At 41.5% G+C, this 20,310-nt stretch carries 18 protein-coding genes; 3 read left to right on the top strand and 15 right to left on the bottom strand.

The window, feature by feature from the left end; all coding sequences use genetic code 11:
• The first annotated feature begins 76 nt into the window (after positions 1-76).
• The 3 genes from LY624_RS17765 to LY624_RS17755 all read left to right on the top strand — a co-directional run bounded on the left by LY624_RS17765 (position 77) and on the right by LY624_RS17755 (position 4,169).
• Positions 77-1,672, top strand: a complete 1,596-nt coding sequence (locus LY624_RS17765; RefSeq protein ID WP_341804678.1) for an AbgT family transporter — start codon at positions 77-79, stop codon at positions 1,670-1,672.
• Positions 1,673-1,894: 222 nt separating this feature from the next.
• On the top strand, positions 1,895-3,631 hold the full coding sequence (locus LY624_RS17760; protein WP_341804677.1) for an amidohydrolase: 1,737 nt from the start codon (positions 1,895-1,897) through the stop codon (positions 3,629-3,631).
• A 19-nt stretch (positions 3,632-3,650) separates the two neighbouring features.
• On the top strand, positions 3,651-4,169 hold the full coding sequence (locus LY624_RS17755) for a protein tyrosine phosphatase family protein (RefSeq protein WP_341804676.1): 519 nt from the start codon (positions 3,651-3,653) through the stop codon (positions 4,167-4,169).
• A gap of 22 nt (positions 4,170-4,191) precedes the next feature.
• On the opposite strand, the gene LY624_RS17750 is transcribed toward LY624_RS17755, so the two are convergent.
• The 15 genes from LY624_RS17750 to LY624_RS17680 all read right to left on the bottom strand — a co-directional run bounded on the left by LY624_RS17750 (position 4,192) and on the right by LY624_RS17680 (position 20,310).
• A complete protein-coding gene (locus tag LY624_RS17750; protein ID WP_445936752.1) occupies positions 4,192-6,438 on the bottom strand; it encodes a DUF5916 domain-containing protein in 2,247 nt (748 codons plus the stop codon).
• Positions 6,439-6,641: 203 nt separating this feature from the next.
• Positions 6,642-7,943: a DEAD/DEAH box helicase gene (locus tag LY624_RS17745; RefSeq protein ID WP_341804675.1), complete on the bottom strand. Its 1,302-nt coding sequence runs from the start codon at positions 7,941-7,943 to the stop codon at positions 6,642-6,644.
• Positions 7,944-8,010: 67 nt separating this feature from the next.
• On the bottom strand, positions 8,011-8,442 hold the full coding sequence (locus tag LY624_RS17740) for an excinuclease ABC subunit A (RefSeq protein WP_237119029.1): 432 nt from the start codon (positions 8,440-8,442) through the stop codon (positions 8,011-8,013).
• 124 nt (positions 8,443-8,566) lie between these two features.
• A complete protein-coding gene (locus tag LY624_RS17735; protein WP_237115328.1) occupies positions 8,567-9,793 on the bottom strand; it encodes a beta-ketoacyl-ACP synthase in 1,227 nt (408 codons plus the stop codon).
• A complete protein-coding gene (fabG, locus tag LY624_RS17730) occupies positions 9,793-10,518 on the bottom strand; it encodes a 3-oxoacyl-ACP reductase FabG (RefSeq protein ID WP_341804674.1) in 726 nt (241 codons plus the stop codon). Before fabG ends, LY624_RS17735 begins: the two co-directional genes overlap by 1 nt.
• The gene (locus tag LY624_RS17725; protein ID WP_237119031.1) at positions 10,518-10,970 is read right to left on the bottom strand and encodes a hotdog family protein; all 453 of its coding nucleotides are present in this window, start codon (positions 10,968-10,970) and stop codon (positions 10,518-10,520) included. Before LY624_RS17725 ends, fabG begins: the two co-directional genes overlap by 1 nt.
• On the bottom strand, positions 10,957-12,120 hold the full coding sequence (locus LY624_RS17720) for a beta-ketoacyl-ACP synthase (protein WP_341804673.1): 1,164 nt from the start codon (positions 12,118-12,120) through the stop codon (positions 10,957-10,959). The genes LY624_RS17725 and LY624_RS17720 overlap by 14 nt, the downstream gene beginning before the upstream one ends.
• 2 nt (positions 12,121-12,122) lie before the next feature.
• Positions 12,123-12,674, bottom strand: a complete 552-nt coding sequence (locus LY624_RS17715; RefSeq protein WP_237119033.1) for a DUF3261 domain-containing protein — start codon at positions 12,672-12,674, stop codon at positions 12,123-12,125.
• The gene (locus tag LY624_RS17710) at positions 12,662-13,903 is read right to left on the bottom strand and encodes an NAD(P)/FAD-dependent oxidoreductase (RefSeq protein ID WP_341804672.1); all 1,242 of its coding nucleotides are present in this window, start codon (positions 13,901-13,903) and stop codon (positions 12,662-12,664) included. Before LY624_RS17710 ends, LY624_RS17715 begins: the two co-directional genes overlap by 13 nt.
• Positions 13,904-13,906: 3 nt before the next feature.
• Entirely contained in the window at positions 13,907-16,126 is a 2,220-nt protein-coding gene (locus LY624_RS17705; protein WP_341804671.1) for a transporter, read from the bottom strand.
• The gene (locus LY624_RS17700) at positions 16,123-16,635 is read right to left on the bottom strand and encodes an outer-membrane lipoprotein carrier protein LolA (RefSeq protein ID WP_237119036.1); all 513 of its coding nucleotides are present in this window, start codon (positions 16,633-16,635) and stop codon (positions 16,123-16,125) included. Before LY624_RS17700 ends, LY624_RS17705 begins: the two co-directional genes overlap by 4 nt.
• 5 nt (positions 16,636-16,640) lie before the next feature.
• Positions 16,641-17,066, bottom strand: a complete 426-nt coding sequence (locus LY624_RS17695; RefSeq protein WP_062567131.1) for an acyl-CoA thioesterase — start codon at positions 17,064-17,066, stop codon at positions 16,641-16,643.
• Positions 17,059-18,603, bottom strand: a complete 1,545-nt coding sequence (locus LY624_RS17690) for an HAL/PAL/TAL family ammonia-lyase (RefSeq protein WP_237119037.1) — start codon at positions 18,601-18,603, stop codon at positions 17,059-17,061. Before LY624_RS17690 ends, LY624_RS17695 begins: the two co-directional genes overlap by 8 nt.
• Position 18,604: 1 nt before the next feature.
• Positions 18,605-19,573, bottom strand: a complete 969-nt coding sequence (locus LY624_RS17685) for an LpxL/LpxP family acyltransferase (RefSeq protein ID WP_341804670.1) — start codon at positions 19,571-19,573, stop codon at positions 18,605-18,607.
• Positions 19,573-20,310 (bottom strand): glycosyltransferase family 2 protein, encoded by a 738-nt coding sequence (locus tag LY624_RS17680; RefSeq protein ID WP_341804669.1) that lies wholly within the window; start codon positions 20,308-20,310, stop codon positions 19,573-19,575. The genes LY624_RS17685 and LY624_RS17680 overlap by 1 nt, the downstream gene beginning before the upstream one ends.

Raw genomic sequence — 20,310 nt, 5'->3', positions numbered from 1 at the left:
ATTCCCACCGCTAAAACATGATCTGTCCGGCAAAAAATGCTAGGTTAGCGCCATTTTGAAAATACGAGAACTGGACATGTCAAAAACAATAAACTCTCACAACACCCATGAGGGTGGTAACAATGGGTTATTTAACCGATTTTTAGCCACTGTTGAATTTCTGGGGAATATGTTACCCCACCCTATTACATTATTTGCAATGTTCTGTGTTGCGATCATCGTATTCAGTGGTATTGCCGATTGGTATGGTTTAAGTGCCATCGACCCACGCCCAGAAGGTGCTGCAGGTCGCGACCCTGATGGTGTAATTGAAGTTGTAAGCCTACTTAGTGCCGAAGGCCTACAACGTATTGTTACTGGGCTTGTGACTAACTTTACCAGCTTTGCGCCGCTTGGTACGGTACTGGTTGCTTTGTTAGGTGTTAGTGTTGCAGAGCACTCTGGCTTACTTTCGGCAGCTATGCGTGGCATGGTAATGGGCGCATCTAAACGCCTAGTTACTTTTATGGTGGTGTTTGCTGCGATTTTATCAAATACGGCATCAGAACTTGGTTACGTAGTACTTATTCCACTCGCTGCAATGATCTTCCACAGCCTTGGTCGTCATCCGCTTGCGGGTCTTGCTGCCGCATTTGCGGGTGTTTCGGGTGGTTACAGTGCCAACTTATTATTAGGCACCATTGACCCTTTGCTAGCCGGTATCACAACGCCTGCAGCACAAATGATTGATCCGAACTACCAAGTTGGCGCTGAAGCAAACTGGTATTTCATGATGATTTCAGTATTTTTAATCGCTATTTTGGGTACTCTCGTTACTGAGAAAATCGTTGAGCCGCGGCTTGGCAAATACAACCCAGAAGAAGCTAGTAATGATTTACCAAAAAACGACATTGCCGGTTTAACCGATAGAGAAAAGTCAGGCCTAAAGTGGGCTGGTGTTTCATTGTTAGTGGTTTCATTATTACTTGCATGGACAATTGTTCCTGACGACGGCATTTTACGTAACCCAGAAACAGGCCTTGTAGCACACTCGCCATTTTTAAAAGGCATTGTAGTATTTATCTTTGTGACTTTCGGTATCCCAGGGTTTGTTTACGGCCGCGTTGTTGGCACCATGAAAAACGATAAAGATGTCATCGATGCCATGAGTAAAAGCATGAGCTCGATGGGGATGTACATTGTGCTGGTTTTCTTTGCAGCACAGTTCGTTGCCTTCTTTAAATGGACCAACTTAGGCACAATTTTAGCCATTAACGGCGCTGCTCTATTACAAGCGCTAAACCTAACTGGTCCTGAAGTTTTCGTGCTATTCATTTTAATGTGTGCGCTAGTAAACTTAAGCTTGGGCTCTTCATCAGCACAATGGGCTGTCACTGCACCAATCTTCGTACCAATGTTAATGCTTATAGGCTATGCGCCAGAGACTATTCAAGCAGCGTATCGAATTGGTGACTCGGTAACAAACCTTATTACTCCAATGATGAGTTACTTTGGCTTAATACTAGCTGTTGCAACTAAGTATAAGAAAGACATGGGGATTGGTACACTGGTTGCGACCATGCTTCCTTACAGCATGATCTTCTTTGTGGGTTGGGTCGCGTTATTCTACTTGTGGGTGTTTGTACTGGGATTACCAGTGGGCCCTGAATCACCGATTTATTATCAGCCTTAATTAGCATCTCTTCAGAAGAAAAAGCCAAGCACTCGCTTGGCTTTTTCCCCCCTGTGTAATTACCCTTGTGGTACTCAGCTTTATAGTAAAAGTCAGTTAGCAGCTTCGAAAATACAGTTTGACTTTAATCAAATTTAAGCCCATTTTTTAAACACAAGCTATGTAAACAGACTATATTCTTATACTGCTCAAAGACATAATTAATAAACAAGGACGCTACACATGAAGCCTCACCTCGCACTCGCTTGGTCATTACTCGCCTTAACGGCCTGTGATGAAGCCCCAGAACAAACAGCTAAAACACTGCCACTGCAAGTTAGCGCTGCAGATGTCATTTATTATGGTGGCGATATTCTTACAATGACTGGCGATAAACCAGAATATGCACAGGCAATCGCTACCCAAGGTGAAAAAATTATCTTTGTGGGTAATAAAAACAAAGCGCTTGAGCATAAGTTTGGCAAAACAAAGCTGGTTGATTTACAAGGTAAAACCTTAATGCCTGGTTTTGTAGATGGCCATAGCCATGTCTATGGTGTTGGTTTACAAGCCATGGTTGCCAATGTCCTACCTAGCCCAGATGGTGATGCCAATAGCGTTGAGCAAATAGTCAATATCCTCACAGCGGCACAAAGTAACCCTGACTACACTACATTTATCGAAAAAACGGGGGCAATTTTAGGCTTTGGTTACGATGATGCTGAGCTTGATAGGTATCCAACTAAAATGGATTTAGACCTAGTTAGTAAAGATAAACCAGTGATTATAATCCACACCTCAGGCCACTTAAGTGTTGCAAACAGTAAAGCATTAGCCATGGCTGGCATTGATGCCAGCACTGAAAACCCTGATGGAGGACTGATACGCCGAATGCCTAACTCACAAGAGCCAAGCGGTGTACTCGAAGAAAACGCACACTTTGGTTTACTGTTTAAACTCATGCAGTCTTTTGATCCTGAGTTACAAGATATGATGCTTGAAAAAGGCCAGAAAATGTATACCAAATACGGCTACACAACAGCGCAAGAAGGCCGTGCAACCCAAGAAGCTTATGATTCAATGGTAAGAGCATCAAAAGCGAATAAGTTCGTGATTGATGTGGTAGCTTATGCGGATATGGCTACGAGTAGCAGTTTCATGGACTCAACCTATAACAGTAAAAACTACACCAACCATTTTCGCATTGGGGGTGTAAAACTTAACTTTGATGGCTCACCGCAAGGTAAAACCGCTTGGTTATCTCATCCTTATTTAAAAGCCCCTGAAGGCCAAGACCAAGGCTATGCAGGCTATCCAACTTTTAATGATGCACAAGCTTTTGAATATGTTGAAACAGCCTTTGCCAATGGCTGGCAAGTTATGACTCATGCGAATGGTGATGCCGCCATTGAGCAGTTTTTAAATGCTGTTGAAAATGCGAATAACAAGCTTGGCAAAAAAGACCGTCGTCCTGTACTCATTCATGGTCAAACAATTCGTCAGGACCAAGTTAACCGCCTTAAAGAGTTAGGCGTTTTTCCATCACTCTTTCCAATGCATACTTTCTATTGGGGCGATTGGCATGTAAATTCAGTGCTTGGCCACCCCCGTGCAGATTTTATTTCACCCACTCATGCGGTTCGCGAGCAAGGATTAATGTTTAGCACCCATCATGATGCGCCAGTTGCACTGCCCAACGCTCTTCGCGTATTAGATGCAACGGTTAACCGCACTACTCGTACTAATCAAGTATTAGGTCCAGAGCAACGGGTTTCTGTGTATACAGCATTGCAAGCAATGACAACATGGCCTGCGTATCAACACTTTGAAGAAACCTCAAAAGGGCAATTAAAACAAGGGATGCAAGCGGATTTAATCATTCTTGATAACAATCCGTTGAAAATAAAACCTGAAGAGCTCCATAACTTACAGGTGTTAGAAACTATTAGCCGTGGTAAAACCGTCTACAGTAAAAATTAAATACATTTAAAGGAAAAATATGAACAAGTTAATACAATTAGTATTTACCGCTTTGCTGTCATTTTCAGTGCTGGCTACACAAACAGTCATCACAGAGTTGGATATTTTAAACCTTAAAGCTCAGTCTGAATATGTATTGACCTCAGGTCAGCCAAATCAAACTGATTTTGCAAAGTTAAAAGAGCTGGGGGTTGAAAACATCATTAACCTACGTGGAGATAATGAAACTAATTGGTCTGAGCAGGATTTAGTGACTGAGCTTGGCATGAATTATTACCATATTCCTGTGCAATCGAAAGCTGATATTACGATTGAAAATGCCACTAAACTACAAAACTTGCTCAATGAACATCAACAGCAAACAACCTTGCTTCATTGTGCTAGCAGCAACCGTGTTGGTGCACTTGTTGCGCTTTACAATGCTATTACCTTGAAAAAGCCAATTGATGAAGCTGTCGAGATTGGAAAGCAATGGGGCTTAAAAAGCCTTGAAGGGGTTGTACGAAGTAAAGTAAACGAAGAAATTGGTCAGCCCTAAGCTGACCAACTTTTAAATGAAACTAAAGCTGCCACGCATAACTTAACTTTGTAAAAAAGGTTCGTTGGTCTCTTTCTAGTCCTTTAAGAGAGTCATCCTCATACCCTCTATCTGAGTAACCTAAGTAAAATAAAGTTTGGGCATTAATTTTGTAGGAATAGACCAGTTGACTACCATAGTCACGATTCGTTTGGCTTACATCATAAAGATAAGCTTCATGATTTCGATCCACATCTTCAAATTGTAAAACGAGTTTCAGCATCGAGCGCATATTAAATTTATAATAAACTCGCAGATCCGTTAAGTTAGCGGTATAAACACGGTCGTTTTGTTCGTTATCTAAATAACTGTAACTGTGCTCTAATTGAACCTGCCAATGGTCGTTAATGTCCCATGTCATTTCTGGTTCAATTCGTACCATGGTGCCAAGGGCAGCATTGCTATAATCTATTTTGCTACCATATTGCGCATACAATAAGAAACGCACGTCACGAATAGGCCTAAAACCACCGTAGATATAGCCAATATTTTGATTAAAGAACTCACCAGCATAAAACTCATTACGGTGAATAAAACCAATTTCTGTTTGTGACTGCATTTTGCCTTTAAAAGTAATAAAGCCATCGTACTCTTCTTCGAGTAAATCACCATTTTGCGCCCACGTTTTATCCCACTCAGCATTATAACTGTACTCAGTAATTACATCCTCAGCGTCACGATACCAAGTTTGACCTCCACCAAGTTGAACTTGCTCATAGTCAGCCTTTGCCTGATAACCTAAGTCAGAGCGATAGTCTTTGCCTATATTTTCATAGTTTACGTAAAGCTCGTAGTCACGTTTATTGCGGCTAAACTCAATATTGTAGGCTTCGTCTGATTGATTTTTTTCAAGACCATACACATCAACTAAATAATCAGAGTTTTTCGTGTCTGTTGTTACAGCTTGGTATTGAAGACTATCGGTTTGATTAAACCAATAGCTACCATCAAGGGATAAAACCGTGTTGTGATAATCACCACTTTCACGGTGTGTTGTCATAACCCCAATCGTCCCCTTTTGGCCTATATCAAGTTGATAACGTCCTACAGCTGAATGTGTTTTATCACCAAGATTGGCAAAACCAGAGCCTTGGTTAGTCGGTAGCAAAACGCTGGTATTTTCATCATCCGCATACATAAAGCCATAGCTATGCGTCCCTGTTTTACCTGTTAACTTAACACCGACTTCTGGCTCTGCAATGGTACGTGTATACAGTAATTCAAGTTGGTTAGTGTCAAAGTAAGACGCACCATCTAAGAAGAATGGACGTTTTTCGGCGTAGTAAATTGAATAAGTGGTATTCACATCAAGCTCAAGTGAGTCAGCCTCAACTTGCGAAAAATCAGGATTAATTGTAGCGTTAATGACCGCATCTTGAGTCACCCCCCAACGCAAATCAAGGCCAGCCTCAGTGTCGATATCTCCATTTTGCCAATCTCCTGGCACAGTGTCTTTTGTATCATGGCGAAGTGCTGTTAATGTCGGTGTGAGCTGAATATTTTTACTCTCACTCATATTCCTAAAACCAGTTAATTTATCAAATTGACAAAAACTGCACTTAACATCACGGTCAAAACCGACATTCGACATTTGATAAAATACGTCTCGCGGGTAGTTACGCCAAACAGCAAAGCTCCATGTTAATTGCTCTTGGTTTTTAGGAAAACGTAATGCAGTAAAAGGGATCCGCATTTCCACCACATAACCGTCTTCAGTGATCTGCCCTGCACTATCCCAAATTGCATCCCATGAAGGGTCTTCAACCCAATCATCAATGTCTGTCATACGCATATCCCCTTGAGCACCAAGCGGATTTACATAAAACTCATACCCTGTACGCTCGTCGTTAAAGGTATCGATCATTAAGGCGACATTGTCATCTTGCCACAGCGTATCACGGTCCCGAAGTGCTGCACGAATTTGACTAGGATCATTATCTTTGGCAACAAATCCAACATACAAATACTTACCATCTTCATACATATAAGCATCAGTTTGTACAGGTGGCTCACCTTTTTCATTGGGTTCGTTTTGATATTTAAGAGGTATCTGGGTTGCGTGCTGCCAATGTGCTTCGTCCATGACACCGTCAACACGAATAGACTCATTGATATGAGCTAATGAAAATTCGACTTTATCATAAGCAACAGCTTTGAGGGGTACATGTGCAAGGCTAAAAAAAATGCCAGGTAAAATAGCACGGGTAATTATTTTTCTTACGTACTGCATAAACATCCATTTAAATACAAGCGTGACCTTCACGCCATTTAATTTTATCGAAAAGCGATTGTAATTCAACGAGGTAGACTTGTTAATAATTTTGTCGATAAAAATTAACAAATACGCAATTTGTATTAGTTTTGAGCAGATAACAAAAAGCCCCGTAGCGTATTCGCGACAGGGCTTTTTAAAATTAACCAAAATTCAATTAGTTATTTTTTTAAGCTTAGTTTTCCGCCTTTTAACGACTTACGTACCTTGGCAATCCGCGAGCGATTCTTAGCACGTGCTTCGCCTGTCGCCTGACCAGACGCCTTGTTTGTACGGCTGCGGCGTAAATGCGATGGCTTTTTACCAATTTTATCAATCAGTACATCACGACTACTGACTTCATAGCCAGGCAACACAATACGTTTAATACGCTGGCCGATTAACTTTTCGATATCGAATAGGGTATTTTCTTCTTCGCGGCTAACGAATGAGATAGCTTGTCCTGGTTTACCAGCACGGCCAGTACGACCGATACGATGTACATAATCTTCAGCAAGCCAAGGCAGGTCAATATTAATAACACGTGGTAAGCCTTCTATATCAATACCGCGGGCTGCCACCTCTGTTGCAACTAATACGCGAACTTTACCTTCTTTGAACTCACGTAATGCACGACGGCGATTGCCCTGGGTTTTGTCACCATGACATACAACTGCAGGAATACCATCAAGGTTTAGCTCTTCAACAAGCTCATCAGCGGTTTCTTTCATGTTTACGAAAACCAAAACCTGTTGCCAATTTTTCTTACCAATAAGCTCAGACAACAACTCTTGTTTACGACGCTCTTCAACTGGATAAACCACGTGCTGAACGGTTTCGGCAGTACTATTAGTTTGGTCAACGCGGATGATTTCAGGTTGTTTAAGTATTTTACTTGCGAACTGCTTAATTGCGGCAGGGAACGTCGCCGAGAACAGTAAAATCTGACGAGCTTCATCACAGCCATTAATGACTGTTTGCATGTCATTAATAAAGCCCATATCAAGCATGCGATCAGCTTCATCAAGCACAAGGTGTTTAACACTTGCTAAGCTGATATTACCTAAACGTAGTTGATCTAATAAGCGCCCTGGTGTCGCTACGACAATATCAACACCTGCTTTAAGATCATTTGCTTGGCCGGCTAGGTTAACTCCACCAAATAAACACACTGTTTTTAACTCAGTGTATTTTGCAAATGCTTTAAAGTTATTGGCAATTTGCTCTGCAAGTTCACGAGTTGGCGCAAGCACTAAGGCACTCGGTGCATTATTATCACTCAGTGTGATCTCTGACAGCTTTTGAATAAGAGGCAGTGCAAAAGCAGCTGTTTTACCCGTACCAGTTTGCGCACTGACAAGTACATCTTTGCCTTTTCTTATTGCAGGAATAGCACTACGTTGTACGGGAGTAAGCGTTTGGAAATTAAGTTCTTCTAACGCCTGAAGAATCTCAGAAGAAAAACTAAATGATTTAAAATTCATGCTGTATAACCTGCGGCCATCTTATCAAGGGTCGCAAATTATACAGAAAAAAAATGGTTTTAGTTAGTTATAACTTAACTAAAGTGCCTTTTAATGCTACGCCAGCGATAAAAGTACCCGCACCACACTGATATTCAGTCTCACTCACAAACTCGCGCTTTTTATAATAAGATTGAATATTCACGACTGCATTCATGCCTTCACGTTTAGCACGCTCTTGTAGAGCCTTAAGCGCACTTAACATTACCCACTCACATGCTTCGCGGTCACTTTTGTTAAACGCATTGGTTTTTTTATTTGTTATCACTTCACCATAACTGCTTTTGATTTTGCTATGGCTTTGACTGGCAAAATAAAGAGGAATATCAAGCAGCGCATTTTTTGCTTTCGTCGTTTGCAATAATGCTTCAACTGGTAGCGTTTGCAGATCATCGCGCGCAGCGCTATTAGCAGAAAATAAACAACCGATCAGAGCAAAAGTGGTAATAATTAATTTCATTTAAAGTTCCTTTTGTGTCGTTTCCATGCAAGCTTTAGTGAAATAGAGTTGTTGTTATTCTGATTTACTAAGACTTGCATAAAGTTCGATGTTGTTGATAAATCTCATTGAACATTGCAGTAGGTTATGCCTGCCACTTCTTAAAAATCAGCGAAGTATTAATGCCACCAAATGCAAAATTGTTACTCATTATGTAATTAGTTTGTATGTCTCGGCCACGACCTTTTATGTAATCAAGGTCTGCACATTGGCTATCAACTTGACTCAAATTGATAGTCGGTGCAAACCAACCATCATTCATCATATTAATACTTGCCCATGCTTCAATCGCACCGCAGGCACCTAATGTATGTCCTAAGTAGCTTTTTAATGAACTAATCGGCTTTTTACCAAGCGCATTATAAGTTGCATGAGACTCAGCAATATCGCCTTTGTCTGTTGATGTACCATGGGCATTGATATAACCAATATCATCTGCGGTAAGATTGGCATCGGTCATCGCCATATCAATGGCCACTTGCATTGTATCAGCAGTCGGTTGGGTTACATGCTGACCATCTGAGTTACAACCAAAACCAACTAGTTCAGCGTAAATAGCTGCACCACGCGCAATTGCGTGTTCATATTCTTCTAAAATTAATGTCCCTGCCCCTTCACCAATCACAAGACCATCTCTATCTTGATCAAAAGGACGGGGGGTTGTTTTCGCGGCATCATTTTTAGTACTGGTAGCATATAGTGTATCAAATACAGCCGCTTCGGTAATACATAGCTCTTCAGCACCACCAGCAACCATCACTTTTTGACGTCCATATTTAATTGCTTCATACGCATAACCAATGCCTTGTGAACCTGATGTACACGCTGAGCTCGTTGTAATAACACGCCCTTTTAAGCCAAAAAACACGCCCACATTAACCGGTGCAGTATGTGCCATCATTTGAATATAACTCGTTGCTGTCACCCCCGTCATTTCACCTGTTCGCATCATGTTTGCAAAAGCAAGTAGCGGCGGTGTTGACCCCGTTGATGAGCCAAAAGCGATACCCGTAGAACCGTCGGTTAAACTTGGGTGCTCTAAAAGTCCAGCCTGTTCAAGTGCAAGTTCAGTGGTGCGCGTAGACATCATGGCAACGCGGCCCATTGAGCGTACTTGCTTACGCTTATAATGACTAGGCTTTGTAAAGTGCGTTACAGGCGCAGCTAAACGTGTATTTAAATCAGCAGCACAATCCCATTGCGACATGTATTGAACTGCGTTCTCACCTTTTTTAAGCGCACCTTTAAACTCACCCCAAGTATCACCCAGTGCAGTAATTGCGGACATACCTGTAACAACAACGCGCTTCATTACACCATTCCACCGTTAACTGAAATAACTTGTCGAGTAATATACGCAGCATCTTCAGAGCATAAAAAAGAAACAGTGCCAGCCACTTCGCTCACCGCTCCCATACGCTTCAATGGAATCATTTTTAGCATTTTATCGACAGGTAAATCATCTGTCATTGCCGTTTCGATTAAACCAGGAGCCACACAATTGACGGTAATTTTACGCTTAGCAAGCTCTAGCGATAATGCTTTTGTGGCACCAATAATACCCGCTTTCGCCGCGCTATAGTTAACCTGACCACGGTTACCAGCAATCCCCGATACAGATGCCATAGTAACAATACGTCCCCCCTTGCGTGTTTGCACCATAGGCATCACGGTTGGATGAACCACATTGTAAAAACCATCAAGCCCTGTGCGAATCACTTTATCCCAATCATCGCCCTGCATCGCTGGAAATGCCATATCATTGGTTATCCCAGCATTACAGATCACACCGTAATAGGCACCATGCTCAGCTATATCTGACTCTATTTGTTCTTTTGCCAATGCTCTGTCACATACATCAAACTGTAATAAACTGGCATGCCGACCCAATGCGATAATCTCTTCGCACGTTTGTTTAGCTTCAGCCAAACCGCTTCGGCAATGTACGGCTATATCAAAGCCGTCGCCTGCTAATCGTAATGCGATTGCTTTACCAATACCACGGCTTGAGCCTGTCACTAAAATACGTTTTGTCATTAACTTTCTCTTATAAACTGCATTGGATCTTGTGGCTGAAACACATTGATTTTTGCTTCGGCTAATAGCGTTTCGTCGTGGTGAATTTGACACTCAAAGACGCTTAATCCTGACTCTTCTTGATACAACTTTGTAACCGTCACCTTAAGCGTTTGCCCTTTTGCAAAGACCGGTGCATAGGTTTTGTATTTACGCGTACCTATTAGAAAACCTATTTGTACATCGTTCCCTTTATCTTTTGCCAGAGCACCCGCATATGCGGCAATGGTTTGTGCCATATACTCACAGCCAATATAACTGGCAACCCCTTTTAAAGACGCATTGTAAAATGGACTCTGAGGGCTAATATCCACCTCACAACAAGCACTCTCGTCAGTATAATTGGCAAGACGATTGAGCAAAATCATAGGCGCACTATGAGGTACAACCTGCTCAATTTTATAATTCTTCATTCAGATGTCCTAGTACTACACTGACATTATTGCCACCAAAGGCAAATGAATTTGATAAACAATGGCTAACCTTTACGTGTGTAGGCTGAGTTATCAGGCCAATATCGGCTAGTGTTTCGTCAATTTCGATTTGATTAAACACCATACTCGTAAATTCAGGATGCGCTAAGTAGAGCCAACAAAGGCCTGCTTCTAGCGCACCGGCAGCACCTAATGTATGGCCCGTTAGATGTTTTGACGAACTAACCAGCGTATTGTTGCCAAACACATCATTGATTGCAAGTGACTCCATGGCATCATTTTGCGGTGTTGCAGTGCCATGAGCATTAATATATTGAATATCTGAGGGGGTAATACCCGCATCAGTCAATGCTGCTTTCATTGCTGCTATGGCGCCTGACCCATCAGGGATCGGCGCTGAAATATGATGGGCATCAGAGCTCTCACCTCCCCCTAAAAAAGCAACACTGTGATCACTGAGTTTTTCTTTACTCATTACAAATAATGCCGCAGCTTCACCAATATTGATGCCTTTTCTACCCTTGCTAAATGGTTTACAGATGCCATCACTGATTGAAGACAGTGAATCAAAGCCATTAATAGTAAGCTGGCAAAGACTGTCTACACCACCACATATCACCACATCAGCTAAATCTGCACTCAATAAAGCGCGAGCACTTATCATGGCTTTTGCGCTTGAACTACAAGCTGTAGAAATACTGTAATTTGGGCCTGATGCATTTAGTTTTTTTGCGATATAAGTGGCAGGTGCAACTAAGGCCTGATCATAATAATCAAATTGGCTTGGCCACTGCCCTTTTTCAGCATGTACTTTTCTGGCTCTTTCGCCTTCTTGTATAGCAGCTGTACTGGTACCAATTACCACAGCAATACGTTCCTTTGGGCACATGATTTTTGCTAAAGTATCGGATAACTGCTCAAGGGCTAAGTCAATTAACTTATAAAAACGCATCGATTCAGATAAAGGTATCTCATTGACTAACCCCACACAGGTAGGTCGCTTTTCAAATGCCAGTGAAGTAACTTCTGTTAGTGTTTGCTTAGGTTGAGCATACACACTTTGCATAGTTTGCTCTTGCCCTACGCCCATCGCGCTAACAATCCCTAAGTCATTTAGCCAAAATGGCATAATTAATTAACCCTTTGAAAAATTATTGAGTAGTCTCGCTCGTAGTTAACAAGCTTGGTTTGACTGTCTAAAAATTGAATTTCGCTGATCAGCCGTTTTCCTTGGTAAAGGCGTCGTGTTGCCCCTTGCTCATCAATTACCAGGCCATAAAGCTGTGAATTAAGTACATCTATAGGCCAATGCACAAGCATGATGTCAGCTAAAATATAGCGTGGATCAACCGCACCAATCGGCAACATTCTTTCACTTTTGACCGCTCCTAATGGCGCTTTTTCGAGTTGAAAAATTGGCATTCCTTGCACCGTCATTACAACTAAATTTATACCCCTTTCACTGCTCAAATTTAACTGTGCTAACAGGGTATGCTGCTCTGCATCATGGGTTACTTGAAGCACTTGCTGCCAATTATCAAGGTCTAACGAAACAGGCGGATCCGATAAATAAATACCAGCATTTGGTGCAAGCTCAAGCCCTGTTTTAACTGCATACTCACTGGCACAGCTGACTAAAAATAAGCTAAAAACTACAATTACATAACGCATTATTGCTGACATAACTCGACCAAGGTGTTTAAACGTTTATCGCTTTGTTTAACAAATGGATTATCAAGATCCCACGCATAACCCGCTAGAATAGCACTGATCATTTCACGTATTTGTTGATTTTGTTCACTATAAAAAATGACATCCTGAAATGAACCATCATACCAAGCACTCACATAGGTTCTAAAGCAATTGACGCCTTGTTGTAAAGGGGTGCTGTACTGCTTTTCAAAATCAACTTTTTCACCCCGCAAATAGCTATCAACCAAAGGAGCCACCAACGAAGCTGATTTTAAAGCGATAGTGACACCAGATGAAAAAACAGGATCTAAAAACTCCCCCGCGTTCCCCAGTAACGCAAAATGCTCACCATATAAAGACGACACATTCGCTGAATAACCTTTAATGGCACGCGCCTCACCCTTTGCCACACGATTTGCTAGTAATTTGCTTAAGTAAGCATCTTGTTCAATAAACTGATTTAAGCAAGTTAATGGTTCTTGCGGCTCAAACTGATTCGGTTTGCCAACCACACCGATGCTTGCTGTGCCATCGCTAAATGGAATAAGCCAATACCAAATATCTTTAAATTCGGGGTGAATATTAATGAGTATTTTCTCGCGGTCAAACTGCTCGTCACGAATATTATCCTCAAAATGACTGAAAAAAGCCCAGCGCACCGGAAAGCTTGATGCTGTTTCTAAGTTAAGTAGTCTTGGTAACACTCGACCAAAGCCACTGGCATCGAGCACAAATCGGCCTTTAATTTGATACCTTTGCTGATTTTCATCAATAACGCTAAGTAGTGCACCATCTTCACAATCTGTGTAAGCTGATACGCTATGTTGGTAGCGAATTTCTGCCCCCTGTTGTATCGCACCATCGGCCAAGCATTTATCAAAATCAGCACGTTTAACTTGAAACGTTGTGCCTGGGCCTGCACTGAACTTTTCTGTAAAGTCGATATGTGTATGCTGGCCACGGCGCTGAAACGCCGCGCCGTTTTTAAACTGAAAACCTAAATCTTGAGCCTGCGACTGCACAGCCTCTTCAAGGTTTGCTTCAGCTAAAAAGCTCATGCATTGGGGTAACAAGCTTTCACCTATCGAAAAGCGAGGGAAAACTTGTTGCTCTAATACCACAACACGCCACCCTTTTTTAACCAATAAACTGGCTGCCACGGCTCCTGATGGGCCCGCACCAATGATAATCACATCTGCCTGTTGAATTTGCGTATTCACCTATTATTTTTCCTTATTATTAGGTAATGCAACACTAAGTGGTGCGAGTATATAAATACACATTAGCCCCACTAAAACCGTTAAACCAAAGCTAAAAATGGCTGGTGTTTTTGACACTGCGAGCATACCAAATACCCACATTGATGATGCTGCTGACAAACTAATTGCCAAAACATTACTCGGTACCAGTTTATTAATTTGATAAAATACGAGGTAATCAATTGCTAACGCTAAAATCAATAAACAGCCCAATAAGTTAAAAATCGATAATTGGCTTTGTATCAAACTGCACAACAATAATACTGCGGTTAAAGTTAAAGCGAGTATCAAGCCTTGTTTGCATGCAGTTTTAAACCCAAACTTAAAGGTAAATAACAAAACAGCGAAGGTCATAGCAATCAGTAATGTGACTAATAATGACTGTGAGTAATGACTCAGCCCATCAGTGATCAGCGCAACTTTATCATACACAATTAAATCGCTGTCGGCGGCTGCCCACTGCTTTAATTGCTGTTTTTCAACGCCAGTTACCATGAACCAACTGGCCAAAAATGAGTTGTTTATAAACACTTGATTATGTATCAGTGGTGCTAGTGCTGAATCAAGTGCGGTCTCTAAAGTTAAGGTCGACTGGCTAAACTGCACTGGATTGGCGGTCATTTGGCTAACGATATTTATAGCAGCTTGATGGGTTAATAAATCCGCTTTATTCTCGCGTTGTCGATGAGTACTTGGTACAAGATCACTGAGCATCACAGCCTTGCCTTTATACTCATTAATTTTGCTTTTTAACGTTTCTTGCTTTTCTAAAAGTTGCTGTGCATTTTCAGCAAACAAAATCATTATCTGGCCATTGTCTTTTCCTAGCAACGCCATGTGCAGTGCTTCGTTATCCATCAATGCTTTTGGGCTTGCATTTAATAGTTTTACATCATCATTTACTACTGGAGGTTTAAGTAGTGTAAATACACTTAACAGCACTAATAGTCCTATTATTAGTGCTGTTTTATACTCGTTAACCTTCTGTAATTGCTTGCTAAGAGATAACGTAAGATGATTAGCACTTTGAATCACTGTTAACTTATTTTGCCAGTGGGGTAGTAAAAATCGCGTGCTAAACCATGCAGTTACAAGCCCTGCAACAACAAACACACCGACTTGAGTTAACAGCTGAACGGGCGAGAAAAATAAACTTGCATACCCCATCGTCGTAGTCAGTAAAGAGAGCGCTAACGCAAGCTTGAGTCCACGACTAAAACCGCTCTTATGCTGCGTTAAATCAAGCATGCCATGAAATGCATAATCAATAGCGATGCCAATCAGTGTGACCGCAAACACAAGCGTCAGTACATGGATCTGATTAAACAAGCTAACGAGCACTATCGAGCCACCAAGTGCAGCACTGACCACAGTCACCGAGGCAAGCCACAATGCATTTACTGATCTAAATACCCACACAACCATTATAAACAGTGCAACTAAGCTCAAGGAGCCAAATAAAGTCATTTCAAATTTTGCTTGTTTAGCATTTGCAGCGGTATGAAATAAAGCCCCTGAATAATGGACAGTTGTATTTGGGTACTGACTTTCTAATTGGGTGAGTTTAGTTAATATTTCATCATTTAAAGCGATTGCCTTATTAATCGAAAAGGCATTATTGGTGCTGTTAACAAACAAAAGTAAGTAATCTTCGCCTTGGTAGTTAGCAGTTATTCGGCCATCTTGTAATTCAAATTGTTGTATATTGGCTAAAACATGCCTCAAAAAACTTGCGGTACTAAGCGTAGGATCTTGATTGATGGTGCTAGATACGAAGGGATCAGCAATTTGGCTCAATTGCCCCAAATAGTACTGCTCGAAAACTTTAGGTTCACGTAGGCTTTGTTGGTACTCGGGTGCCAACAAGTAACCCGCGTATTGGCTATAAAAATCGGCAAGAGTCTCAATCTTCGGCAGTGTAAAGCGCGGTTGAATATTTTTGCCAGCTAACCAACTCAGCATTTCGTCATAAGCTTCGGTATTATTTTCACCGCTAAATGAAAAGCTCAGTTGTTGCTTGTTGGCTGAAAAAAAGTGCTCTTCTACCTGTTGTAACCTTGGCTCAGACTTGGGCAGCAAGGCTAAAATGTCATTATTTAAAGCCGGTTGTTTTACCACAAAAGCAACAACTAACATAACAGTGAGTAAAGTTAGCCAAGATAATGTAATTGCCCACGCTTTCACTTTTGCTGCTCATTTTCAGTATATGAGAAACGCAATAAGGTAAAATTCTCATTTGGCTCTTGTAAGCGCACGGTAACCACCTTATTCGCATCAAAACAAAGTTCAAACTGGCTAAAAACTTGTTTTAGTAATGCTTGGTTAGGCAACAGGATTTCGCAATTAGGCTCAACGCTTTTATTTATTGTAAATTGCTCTGCTAACGCCGCTTTGTCGTGTCTTAAAATTGCTCGTAGCAGGCTCACATAGGGCTCAGCCCCTTTTTGTAATTGTTCGTTTCCTTGACTGTCAAGAGTATAAACTTGGCCCTGTTTAATAAATAAAGTGCTTTTTACCGGTGATTGCACTTGCCATGTTAAGCTCTCTTCATTAAGTTCAAAAATGCCTTTTGAAATAAAGGGCTTGCTAAAGCCCTTAAAGTGTTTTTCTTGGCTGAATGAGCCATGCTCTATCACATTCTTAGCAAGAGCCGGCGTTATAAAAAACATACTACATAGTAGAAAAATGCTCATTCGCATTAGATCACCTTTTGTAATTTCTCATGCAGTACAGGCGGTGATACAAATTGCATCTCTTTGTTTTCTATATCAACCGCCACCTGAATAGTCGTCGCTTTCGTCAACTTTTTGCCCGTCGCAACATCGCTGATAATATAATCAATACGCAATCGCGTTTCATATTCTTTCAAATATGCATCAATCCGTATCTTTTGCGTAAATAATGCAGAACCCACATATTTAATATGCATATCAATAATAGGCCACGCATAGCCAGACTCCTGCATTTGCCCGTAATCATAATCAAATAAACGCAGTAATTCGCAACGTGCCACCTCTAAATAACGTGGGTAATTACCATGCCATACCACGTTCATAGGATCACAATCATGAAAAGGGATTTCAATTTCTACATAAGTACTCAATAAAGAGCCACGACTATGCATATAAACTCCAACGTTTAGTTTGAATAGCATCAACGGTAAAACGTAACACCGCCTCAAGTGGGCGATCTTCATCAAGCTGTGGGAAAAACTCACTAATATCTTGATACATACTCTGCACTTCAGGGGTTAAACTTGCGTAGTCAAGCTCACCGTTATTAATACGCAAACGTAAACCTTGTATACAAGCTAACAGTGTACTGGCAACGACTTGCTCGGTTAACTGGAGCACACGTAAACAATCACGTGCCGCAATAGTTCCCATGCTTACTTTGTCTTGATTATGACATTCGGTTGAGCGCGAAAATACACTAGCAGGCATGGTCAACTTTAGTGCCTCAGCGGTATAGGCACTGGCACCAATTTGCACCGCTTTAAAACCGTGATTAATGTAACGACGTTCATCTGTGCTTGCTGACAAGTTTGAAGCTAAACCATTGTTATAACGAGTATCTACAAGTGAAGCGATTTGCCTGTCTGCTAAATCAGCTAAATTAGCCACCGCCGTTTTCATACTATCCATAACCATTGCAATGTGGCCACCATAGAAATGACCGCCATGCAATACGTGCTCACCTTCACCATCGATGATTGGGTTATCATTCGCCGAATTAAGCTCATTTTCAATCATTTGCCTAAACCAAGGGAGGCTATCTTGTAATACACCAATGACATGTGGCGCACAGCGGATTGAATATCTATCTTGTAAGCGGTCAGCATTACGTGGGTGCTCTACATGGTTTAAGTCACCACGGATCCACGCAGCCACTTGCTGTTGGCCTGGGTGAGGTTTTACCGAAAACAAAATATCATCAAAATGATGACTATTACCTTTTAAAGCAAGACTGGCAAGCGCTGTAATTCGGCTGGTTAATTTAGCAAGGTAGTCGGCTCTATCGAAAGCAAGGCATGCCAAAGCAGTCATTACGGCAGTACCATTCATCACCGCAAGCCCCTCTTTAGGGCGAAGCTTTAATGGCTTTAAGCCAAGTGATTGCATAACGGCTAAACTGTTTTTAATTTCGCCTTTGTAATACACATCACGCTCGCCAACCATAGCCCCCGCGACATACGAAAGCGGTGTGAGGTCACCACTGGCACCCACAGAACCTTCTTCGGGAATCACTGGCACGATATTGTGATTTAAAAAATCACGTAATAAATTAAGCATATCCCAGCTAACGCCTGAGTATCCTTGCGACAGTGAAGCTAGGCGAGTCGCTAAAATAGCGCGTCCTTGAGTTAAGTTAAATGTATTGCCCAGACCACAACCATGAAATCGAGTGAGGTGAAGAGGAAGTTCATTAACCAAATCAAGAGGTACTTTTACAGTCACCGAGTCACCATAACCTGTGGTGACACCATAAATTACGCCATCGTCTTCTAAGAGTTTATCTAAAAATGCTACGGCACTGTCGATTTTTTTGGCAAATTGGTGATCTGAGGTTAATGCAACAGCCCCTTTCTGCAAGGCAATATGAACAATATCTTCAATAGATAAACGTTGCTCACCAAATAATGTAGTCGTGTGCTCTGACACTTTAGTTCTCCTTGTTTTGGTCGCGAGACACTTGCTCGTCATTTTGCCAAAAATCATAAAAATTAAACCATTGATATGGATAGGAAGCCGCGTAATAGCTCAGCCTTTGTGCATAATCGCTCACAATTTTTTGTAATGTTTGCTGCCTAGTTTTGCGTGGCAGCGTAAGTTTGTCTGCGTATTTTTCAAACACCACCCGATAAACCCTCTTGCCTTCTGCCGACTTATCTTTTAAACAGAATAAGTGAAAAACAGGGCAATCTAATAAGGCTGCTAATATAAAAGGGCCCTGTGAAAATGGCGCTGGTTTTCCTAAAAAGTCAGCCTCAACCACACGCCCAGCCGTTGTAGTACTGGTTCTATCTCCTACAATGACAACGATTTCGCCCTGCTCTACTTTATCTTTGAGCATAATCGCCATGTCTGGCCCAAGATCAGTGACTTGAATTAAGTTAATGCCTACATCAGGGTTTATGCTTTTGAGTAATTTGTTAAATTCAACCGCATGATGGGTAAATACCAATACATTAATAACTTTACGATAGCGATGTTGACTAAGTGCACGACAAACTTCTAAATTACCCAAGTGTGAGCCAATAAAAATGGCCCCTTGCTGTTGCTCGTCAAGCTCTTTAAATAGTGCTTCATTAGTATAGATAATATCGCTTTGCTGAATACGACCAAGCCAAGCATCAATTTTATCAAACGCACTGTCAGCAAAAGCGCGAAAGTGGCGAAAACTATCGCGCCATGTAACCGCTTTATGGTTACCATTTACCTTACGTGCTTGAGTTAAAAATGCATAAGATGCTTCACGAGCTGTTTTACCTGTTAAAAACAAATAAAACACGACTGGAAACAATACAAGCCATAAGCCTGAACGGCCAAAAACACGATAGCAAATTAATAAAATTTGCATGCCGAGCCAATTACCACGCTCTTGCATTTTAGACCAGTGCTTAACAGCCATCAGCCAACCACCTTACGCCAAAGTAACTTAGGTGAGCGCAGTAACATGCCAAAGAATAAACGCGTATGCAGCCAAGAAATACCCACATTATCGTGTAAGGCTCGAAAGTGAGATACGCCATTTTCGGGGTAGATCACTTGGGTTGGCAAGAAAGTAACCTTCACACCTTGCCAATATAGTCTAACTAGAATTTCGATATCAAAGTCCATGCGTTTGCCTAACGTCTGTTTAGACATTAATTCTTCAACAGCCGAAAGTGGATAAACGCGAAAGCCACACATCGAATCGACAATATCAAAGCTTAAAGTTTCAACCCACACCCAAAAATGAGTAATGTAGCGACTTAAATAACGGTGTTTTGGCACAGAGCTATCATAAATAGGACAACCACTGATCACATTATTGGGAGCGCAGTGACTTAACTCAATTAACTTTGTAATATCATCGAGTGAATGCTGGCCATCGGCATCAACTTGAATCGCATGACTAAAGCCCTGCTTAAGCGCATACATTAAACCCGTTTGAACAGCCCCGCCCTTACCTTGATTTTGAGCATGGGTGAGCAACGTTAAAAAATCGTACTCGGCGTCAAGTGCTGAAAATACTTGTTTCGCACTTTCGTCACTGCCATCATCAACCATAATGATCGGCAGTTGTAATGCCTTTAGCTCATCAAGTACCGCAGCGATAGCATGGGTGTGATTGTAATTTGGAATAACAATACAAAACTGGTTCAT

The organism is Pseudoalteromonas sp. N1230-9, assembly GCF_032716425.1.
Lineage (GTDB): Bacteria > Pseudomonadota > Gammaproteobacteria > Enterobacterales > Alteromonadaceae > Pseudoalteromonas.
This window is presented reverse-complemented; position numbering and strand designations above follow the sequence as displayed.

Coding starts and splice junctions, on each gene's coding strand:
- LY624_RS17765 (WP_341804678.1), top strand. CDS start 77: ATGTCAAAAACAATAAACTCTCACAACACCCATGAGGGTGGTAACAAT.
- LY624_RS17760 (WP_341804677.1), top strand. CDS start 1,895: ATGAAGCCTCACCTCGCACTCGCTTGGTCATTACTCGCCTTAACGGCC.
- LY624_RS17755 (WP_341804676.1), top strand. CDS start 3,651: ATGAACAAGTTAATACAATTAGTATTTACCGCTTTGCTGTCATTTTCA.
- LY624_RS17750 (WP_445936752.1), bottom strand. CDS start 6,438: ATGCAGTACGTAAGAAAAATAATTACCCGTGCTATTTTACCTGGCATT.
- LY624_RS17745 (WP_341804675.1), bottom strand. CDS start 7,943: ATGAATTTTAAATCATTTAGTTTTTCTTCTGAGATTCTTCAGGCGTTA.
- LY624_RS17740 (WP_237119029.1), bottom strand. CDS start 8,442: ATGAAATTAATTATTACCACTTTTGCTCTGATCGGTTGTTTATTTTCT.
- LY624_RS17735 (WP_237115328.1), bottom strand. CDS start 9,793: ATGAAGCGCGTTGTTGTTACAGGTATGTCCGCAATTACTGCACTGGGT.
- fabG (WP_341804674.1), bottom strand. CDS start 10,518: ATGACAAAACGTATTTTAGTGACAGGCTCAAGCCGTGGTATTGGTAAA.
- LY624_RS17725 (WP_237119031.1), bottom strand. CDS start 10,970: ATGAAGAATTATAAAATTGAGCAGGTTGTACCTCATAGTGCGCCTATG.
- LY624_RS17720 (WP_341804673.1), bottom strand. CDS start 12,120: ATGCCATTTTGGCTAAATGACTTAGGGATTGTTAGCGCGATGGGCGTA.
- LY624_RS17715 (WP_237119033.1), bottom strand. CDS start 12,674: ATGTCAGCAATAATGCGTTATGTAATTGTAGTTTTTAGCTTATTTTTA.
- LY624_RS17700 (WP_237119036.1), bottom strand. CDS start 16,635: ATGAGCATTTTTCTACTATGTAGTATGTTTTTTATAACGCCGGCTCTT.
- LY624_RS17695 (WP_062567131.1), bottom strand. CDS start 17,066: ATGCATAGTCGTGGCTCTTTATTGAGTACTTATGTAGAAATTGAAATC.
- LY624_RS17685 (WP_341804670.1), bottom strand. CDS start 19,573: ATGGCTGTTAAGCACTGGTCTAAAATGCAAGAGCGTGGTAATTGGCTC.
- LY624_RS17680 (WP_341804669.1), bottom strand. CDS start 20,310: ATGAACCAGTTTTGTATTGTTATTCCAAATTACAATCACACCCATGCT.